The organism is Collinsella sp. CLA-ER-H5 (assembly GCF_040092375.1).
In the GTDB taxonomy this organism is placed as follows: Bacteria; Actinomycetota; Coriobacteriia; order Coriobacteriales; family Coriobacteriaceae; genus Collinsella.
This window is the reverse complement of the sequence record NZ_JBBNLR010000027.1, coordinates 24,186-30,419: the sequence shown is the minus strand read 5'-3', so window position 1 is coordinate 30,419 and position 6,234 is coordinate 24,186. Positions and strand designations below refer to the sequence as shown.

The following is a 6,234-nucleotide window of genomic DNA, read 5'->3' as shown; positions in this document are numbered from 1 at the left end:
CCCAACCTCGTTGCGGCGCGGCTGCGCCTCTGGCACTTCAACAACATTGTCGCAGCCCCGACCCGCGGTCACGAGCGGGGGCTCCTGTCGTTTCCGTGCCCCTGGATTGGGTCATAGTGTCTGACTTCGCCAAGACATCGGTGTTGCCCGACCAGTCGTTTTGGCACTTAGGTGGCAATTAGGGACGTTCCTTATGTGCCGGCACTTGGGGACACTCCTTGCGCTGATAGTCGTTGGGTTAGTCGTTGGGGACGTTCTTGTTTGACTAGTCATTTAAGAACGTCCCAAACGACTAACTTCCTTCCCGTAACCTTTCTGCAACAATTTGCCCTTCACGCTGCCCGACTTCGCTCGTAACGTTCCCTGCGCTACACTTAGTCGCACTGTGGCGCTGCCGCGCCGCGCCCGAACCAAGGGGGACACTCATGAAGAACACTCAGCTGCTGCTGATCAACGATATGTGCGGTTACGGCAAGGTCGCGCTTTCCGCCATGCTGCCGGTGCTGTCGCACATGGGCTATCGCATTCACAACCTGCCGACGGCCCTCGTTTCCGATACGCTCAACTACCCCAAGTTCTACATCCACGACACCACGGAGTATGTCCGCCAGAGCCTCGCTATCTGGGAGGAGCTCGGCTTTGAGTTCGACGCCATCTCGACCGGCTTTATCGTGACCGAGGAAGAGACGCGCATCATCTCGGACTTCTGCCACCGCCGTGCGCAAAAGGGCACCAAGGTGTTCGTTGACCCCATCATGGGCGACAACGGCAAGCTCTATGCGGGCGTGCCCGAGTCCACGATTGGCCTTATGCGGCGCCTGCTGGAGTGCGCAGACTACGCGGTGCCCAACTATACCGAGGCGTGCCTGCTTGCCGATAGGCCTATCGCCGAGCAAATTACGCCCGATGAGGCCCGCGCCCTTGTGGACGCTGTGCGCGAGCTGGGTGCCAAGTCGGTGGTCATTACGAGCGCCGTGGTCAATGGCACGAACGCGGTTATCGGTTACGACCATGTGGCGGGGGAGTACTTCACGATTCCCTTTGAGCTCATTCCGGTCTATTTCCCGGGCACGGGCGACACGTTCTCGGCGGTGCTCGTCGGCCGCGTTATGGCCGGTTGGAGCCTGCAGCGTGCGACGAGCGATGCCATGCGCGTGGTAGCGGAGCTTATCGAGCGCAATGCCGACCAGGAGGATAAGTCCGCCGGCCTTCCCATCGAGGCCTGCCTGGATGTGATTGACCATGAGTAATGCTGATGAGGGCGGCGTCAAGCCTGCGGGCGAGAACAAGCCGCTCGGCGCGCCGCGTGGCAAGCGTCCGCGTATCCGCGTGAGCTGCGTGGACCAGCTGGGTGCGTGCCGCTGCCACCATGGTCACAAGCCGGGCGACGTCTTTGACTTCGACCGAGACCGCGGCAAGATGTGCGCTATGGCCTGCCATGTGGGCTTTCCCTATATCGATATCCTGCGCTATGGCGGAACCGTGCCTGGCAACGAGCCCGGCACGGCAAAGTTCTGCTGCCCCGAGGTCGATACGCTGAACGTCTGGCTTGCCGAGATCGTCGACGAGTAGTCGAGCGCAATGTGACAAAGGGACAGTCCCTTTGTCACATTCGCCGGGGCTGCCCCTTCTTTTTGCTTATAATCCTAAATCTCTGCATTTCATCCGATTTTAGGTTCTAAAAATCCTACATTTCATCGATAATTAAGCGCATAAAACTTTGCATTTCATTTGATGACACTGAGGGGAGAGCCTATGCTGCGCAGGAAAATAGCGGCAGAGCTGGAGCGTTGGCTGAAGTCTGCCGAGCAAAAGGCCTTATTCATCACGGGTTCTCGCCAGATCGGCAAAAGCTATTCGATTCGCGCATTTGGCAAAGCCAGCCATGCAACCTACATCGAGCTCAATCTCATGGAAAATCGCCAGGCAAAAGATGCTCTTCTCGAGGCGCGGAATGCCGATGATTTCATCAGCAGGGTGACGCTTCTTTCGGGAAAGTCGATTGCACCAGGCAAAACGCTCGTGTTTATCGATGAGGTCCAAGAGGCCCCCGACATCATGACGATGGCAAAGTTCCTTGTAGAGGACGGGAGGTGCCGCTGGGCGTTTTCGGGGTCAATGCTCGGGACCCAGTTCAAGGGCGTCAGGTCCTATCCCGTGGGGTATGTCCACGAGCTTAGGATGTTCCCGCTCGATTTTGAGGAGTTTTGCTGGGCAACCGGGGTGAGCGAGGGGGCTCGCCAAACGATACGTGACGCGTGTATCAGCGAGAGGCCCATTCCTGATTACATTCATGACGCGATGATGGCAAACTTCAGGACCTATACCGTTGTCGGCGGAATGCCGGAGGTCGTGCAGCGTTTCCTTGACACGCAGGGCGACCTTGCCTCTGTTCGTCAGCTACAGTCCGAGCTCAACGAACAGTACCGACGGGATATTTCCAAGTATGCAAGCGGGCGTGCCCTTCAGGTGCAGAGCATCTACGATCAGCTCCCCATTATGCTTGAGGGCGAACACAAGCGTTTCGTGCTCAATTCCATTGACCCCAAGGCGCATTATGAGAAGTACCAGCGAGATTTTGTCTGGCTTGTCGATGCCGGCGTTGCTCTCAAAGCCGATATCGTAACCGAGCCAAAGTCGCCCCTGCTCAAGACGGCACGGCCATCGCAGTTCAAGCTATACCAATCGGATACGGGCATGTTGATGGCGCGCTACCCCGTTGGAGTCGCCCAAGCGGCGTATCTTGATAGCAAGGAGCCCAATCTGGGCGGCATTTACGAAAACGTGGTGGCCCAGCAGCTGGCTGCCCAAAATCGCCAGCTTTACTACTATCAGACAAAAAAGCGCGGTGAAGTGGACTTTGTGGTCGATGGGCCGGATGGGACGGCTGTTCCGATCGAGGTTAAATCGGGCTCCTATTACCACGCGCACGCTGCGCTCGGTCATGTGCTTGATACGGCTGAATATGGCGTAAGGCTCGGGATTGTTTTCTCGAGAGGCAACGTTGAGCGCAACGGAGCGGTTCTCTATTTGCCGCTATATGCGACCTGGGCCCTTTCGGATGTTTTGGGCGACTCCTGCGCCGAGGGGATAAAGCTGGAGGTCAAGCCGGTCTAGGGCCAGTCCCGGATGTGGCAAAGGGGCAGTCCCTTTGTCACATTCATGAGCGTGGATTTTCTCCCGTTTAGAGCGCACTCGAGCGCTCAAAGTGGGAGAAAACCCACGCTCGTTTCGCGCCGGAGACGTGGCTCGCGACCTCGCTTGTCTACAGTTGCTCGAGCATAGCGGTGCAACCGTCGAGCACGTCGCGGTAGGTGGCATCGAAGTTGCCGGTGTACCAGGGATCGGCCACGTCACCGGGGCGCTCGGTCCAATCGAGCAAGCGTGTAACCTTGCCGTCGGGGTCGTCGCCAAAGATGCGCCGCAGGCCGCGGGCGTTCTCGTCGTCCATATAGACAATGTGGTCCCAGTCGCCATACTCCGCGCGACGCACCTGGCGGGCACGGTGCGCAACGACGGGAATCCCGACTTCACGCAGCTTGGCGACCGTGCCATGATGCGGCGGGTTGCCGATCTCCTCAGTTGAGGTCGCAGCGGAGTCAATGACAAACTCGCCCGCGCGCCCGGCGCGCCGCACCAGCTCGGTAAACACGGACTCAGCCATCGTCGAGCGACAGATGTTCCCATGGCAGATAAACAGTACACGTTGCATATGCGGTTTCCTTTCGATCGCCATCATCGAGCTCGAGTATCGCATCTACGCCTGCGCCATCGTCCTCTTGCGTTCCCAGCGAGCCAACTTAATCGTCACCAGCGTGAGCGCCCAGGCCACAAGCGAGAACACGGCACCGACCGCGCCTACATATGCAATGCCAACGCTGCTTACCACGGCGCCGCCCACTGCGGTGCCAAACGAGATGCCGACGTTAAACGCCATGGGCTCAACCGAACTTGCGAGTACCATCGACTTGGGATGGCGGCTGCGTGCCACGTCCATAAAGTGCGTGATGCACGACACCGAGAACAGGTACATGAGCAGCGCCAGGCTAAAGACAAAGACCAGCGCGAGCGGCATGGTGCCGCCCACAGCAAACAGTCCGAGTAACGCTGCAGCCTGCAGCACAAACGTCACGAGTAGCGCCTTCATGCCAAAGCGCGCATCGATCCATCCGCCCAGGATGTTCGAGATCAGGCAGAACACGCCGTAGGCCATGAGCGTGGTACTGGCTTCGACCGTGCCCATGCCCAGCACCTGCTCAAGATAAGGCGTCACGTAGCCGTAAAAAACGTAGACCGACCCCACGCCAAACAAAAAGATGAGCATGCCGGTGATGATGCTCGGCTCGCGTAGTAGACCCGCCTGTTCGCGAAAAGTGGCGGGCTCGTCGGTTTGCCCAGCGCGCGGCATAAACGCCACGAGCGCTCCGCAGATCAGAACGGCAAAGGTCAGCGTGCCGTACATGGCCACGTGCCAGTCGAGCGTGTCGGCCACAAACTTGCCGATCGAAGTGACAAAGACCATTGCCACGGAAAACGCGCCGTACACTACCGAGATGGCGAGTGAGGTCTGCTGCGGGGACAGCAGCTCAGGGATGTACGTTACGCCCACGGCGAGCAGCGCACCCGAGACGGAGCCCAGGACAATACGCGAGATAAACAGCACTTGAAAGTTGGGCGCCAGCGCCATAACCAAATTGCCGAGCACAAAGACGATGCTGTAGCACACGAGCAGCTGGTAGCGGCGAAAACGCCCCGTGCTGAGCGCAAGCACTGGCGTCGCGATGGCGTAGACAAGCGCAAACACGCTAATAAGTTGGCCTGCGGTGGCAAGCGATACGCCGAGTTCCGTTGCCAAGTCGCTTTCGATGCCGATGACCACGAACTCGGAGCAGCCGAGCGAGAATCCCAACAGCACGAGCAGCGCCAGGCAGAGCTTGGTGCGCGCAGGGGAGAGCGCGGCGGCGGTTGACTTACTTTTAGGCGTGGTTGCGGCGGTCAAGGTTGTCACTCCAATGTCGCATGAATAAGCGAGATTCAATCCCTGCAACTCTAGCAGAATGTGACAAAGGGACAGTCTCTTTGTCACATTGCGCTGCCGGCCGGTCGCCCAAACCGTCACAACATTCGGCGAAAATCTCGAAATCGAGGAAAAACGTCGAATGTTGTGATGGTTTTCCTATCTGTGCCGGCGAGCTGCCGTGCCGTCTGGGGGTATAAGACTAGCGAGTGTTTATTTGCGAGGCCTAAGGGGCGCCCCGTATGGATATCGATAACTTTGAATGGTGGTATAGCGAGGGTGAGGCTCCGGACGAGGAGTGGGACGAGCCCATGCCGCGTGACGTGTCGAGCGACGAGGACGAGACCGGCAACGACGTCGCCGCCGATTCGGACGCCGCCCTCGACCCCGTCGAGCCCCTGACCTTCGAACAAGCTTGGGCCCAGGCCGAGGCAGACGAGGCCAAGGCCGACGCTACGGCCACGCTCGGCGAGCCAGCCGACATGTCCATCTCGCCGGCAAAGATCCCGCAGCCGCGTCACACCATCGACCCCGACAGCACGGCATCCTTCAGCATTCTCGACGTGCCCGCGCAAGGCGCCCAGGCACCTGCGCCCACACATCGCCCCGACCTGGCTCGTGAGGAAGACGCGGGCCGCCGTTCTCCGCTCGGCCCCATCCTTATCGCCTTCATGGCCGGCGTTATCGCATGCTCGGTAATTGGAAACGTCTGGAGCCATGTTGAACAACAGCGAAAAGACGCCGCCAAGGTCGAGATGTCTATCGAGCAATCGCTCGGCCGCACGCGCTCGGTACATGTGTCGGTCGAGGTCAAGGACGGCGCGACGTGGGACACCGCGCGTGGCGACAGCCAAATGCTCATCCACATCGTGGGGCGTACGCTCAAAGGGCAGACGATTGACGAGTATCAATACGTCAATTCCGCTGGTGACGGCATCGAACTTAAGCCCGGCGACTACGAGCTCACCGTCGATGAACCGCCCGTCGCCACCGACGGCACGCGCTTCCGTGCCTCAAAGCGCATGGTCCCCGTGAGCTTTAACTCACAGGCGCCCGACACGGTCGACACCACACCGCAGGGCAGGTTCGACCTTTACGTGGATACCCAGTAGGCACTCGCCGCTCATTCCGCTATGGCTACTCAATAATCGCCTGCCGTCCCGTCCCGCCGCCAAGAGTGGGACAATAGCCCTCGACACTATTGTTTACTTTTGGAG

6 protein-coding genes are annotated in these 6,234 nt (G+C 59.2%); 4 read left to right on the top strand and 2 right to left on the bottom strand.

Features of this window, described 5'->3' with window-relative positions; all coding sequences use genetic code 11:
• Positions 1 to 425: 425 nt before the first annotated feature.
• The 3 genes from AAAX31_RS09255 (at position 426) to AAAX31_RS09245 (ending at position 3,117) form a co-directional block, all read left to right on the top strand.
• On the top strand, positions 426 to 1,250 hold the full coding sequence (locus AAAX31_RS09255; RefSeq protein WP_117770538.1) for a PfkB family carbohydrate kinase: 825 nt from the start codon (positions 426 to 428) through the stop codon (positions 1,248 to 1,250).
• Complete coding sequence (locus AAAX31_RS09250; protein ID WP_199411406.1) at positions 1,243 to 1,572, top strand: TIGR04076 family protein; 330 nt, start codon at positions 1,243 to 1,245, stop codon at positions 1,570 to 1,572. Before AAAX31_RS09255 ends, AAAX31_RS09250 begins: the two co-directional genes overlap by 8 nt.
• 183 nt (positions 1,573 to 1,755) lie before the next feature.
• Positions 1,756 to 3,117: an ATP-binding protein gene (locus AAAX31_RS09245; RefSeq protein ID WP_349077021.1), complete on the top strand. Its 1,362-nt coding sequence runs from the start codon at positions 1,756 to 1,758 to the stop codon at positions 3,115 to 3,117.
• A gap of 148 nt (positions 3,118 to 3,265) precedes the next feature.
• Here AAAX31_RS09245 and AAAX31_RS09240 read toward each other — a convergent pair whose 3' ends face one another.
• A complete protein-coding gene (locus tag AAAX31_RS09240) occupies positions 3,266 to 3,712 on the bottom strand; it encodes a low molecular weight protein-tyrosine-phosphatase (protein WP_199411407.1) in 447 nt (148 codons plus the stop codon).
• A 45-nt stretch (positions 3,713 to 3,757) separates the two neighbouring features.
• Complete coding sequence (locus AAAX31_RS09235) at positions 3,758 to 5,008, bottom strand: MFS transporter (RefSeq protein WP_233504674.1); 1,251 nt, start codon at positions 5,006 to 5,008, stop codon at positions 3,758 to 3,760.
• A 251-nt stretch (positions 5,009 to 5,259) separates the two neighbouring features.
• Here AAAX31_RS09235 and AAAX31_RS09230 point away from each other — a divergent pair, with 251 nt between their 5' ends.
• On the top strand, positions 5,260 to 6,129 hold the full coding sequence (locus tag AAAX31_RS09230) for a hypothetical protein (protein WP_117770540.1): 870 nt from the start codon (positions 5,260 to 5,262) through the stop codon (positions 6,127 to 6,129).
• Positions 6,130 to 6,234 lie beyond the last annotated feature (105 nt).

What these genes read in the sequence shown, in the direction of transcription:
- AAAX31_RS09255 (WP_117770538.1), top strand. Translation starts at nt 426, where the DNA reads ATGAAGAACACTCAGCTGCTGCTGATCAACGATATGTGCGGTTACGGC.
- AAAX31_RS09250 (WP_199411406.1), top strand. Translation starts at nt 1,243, where the DNA reads ATGAGTAATGCTGATGAGGGCGGCGTCAAGCCTGCGGGCGAGAACAAG.
- AAAX31_RS09245 (WP_349077021.1), top strand. Translation starts at nt 1,756, where the DNA reads ATGCTGCGCAGGAAAATAGCGGCAGAGCTGGAGCGTTGGCTGAAGTCT.
- AAAX31_RS09240 (WP_199411407.1), bottom strand. Translation starts at nt 3,712, where the DNA reads ATGCAACGTGTACTGTTTATCTGCCATGGGAACATCTGTCGCTCGACG.
- AAAX31_RS09230 (WP_117770540.1), top strand. Translation starts at nt 5,260, where the DNA reads ATGGATATCGATAACTTTGAATGGTGGTATAGCGAGGGTGAGGCTCCG.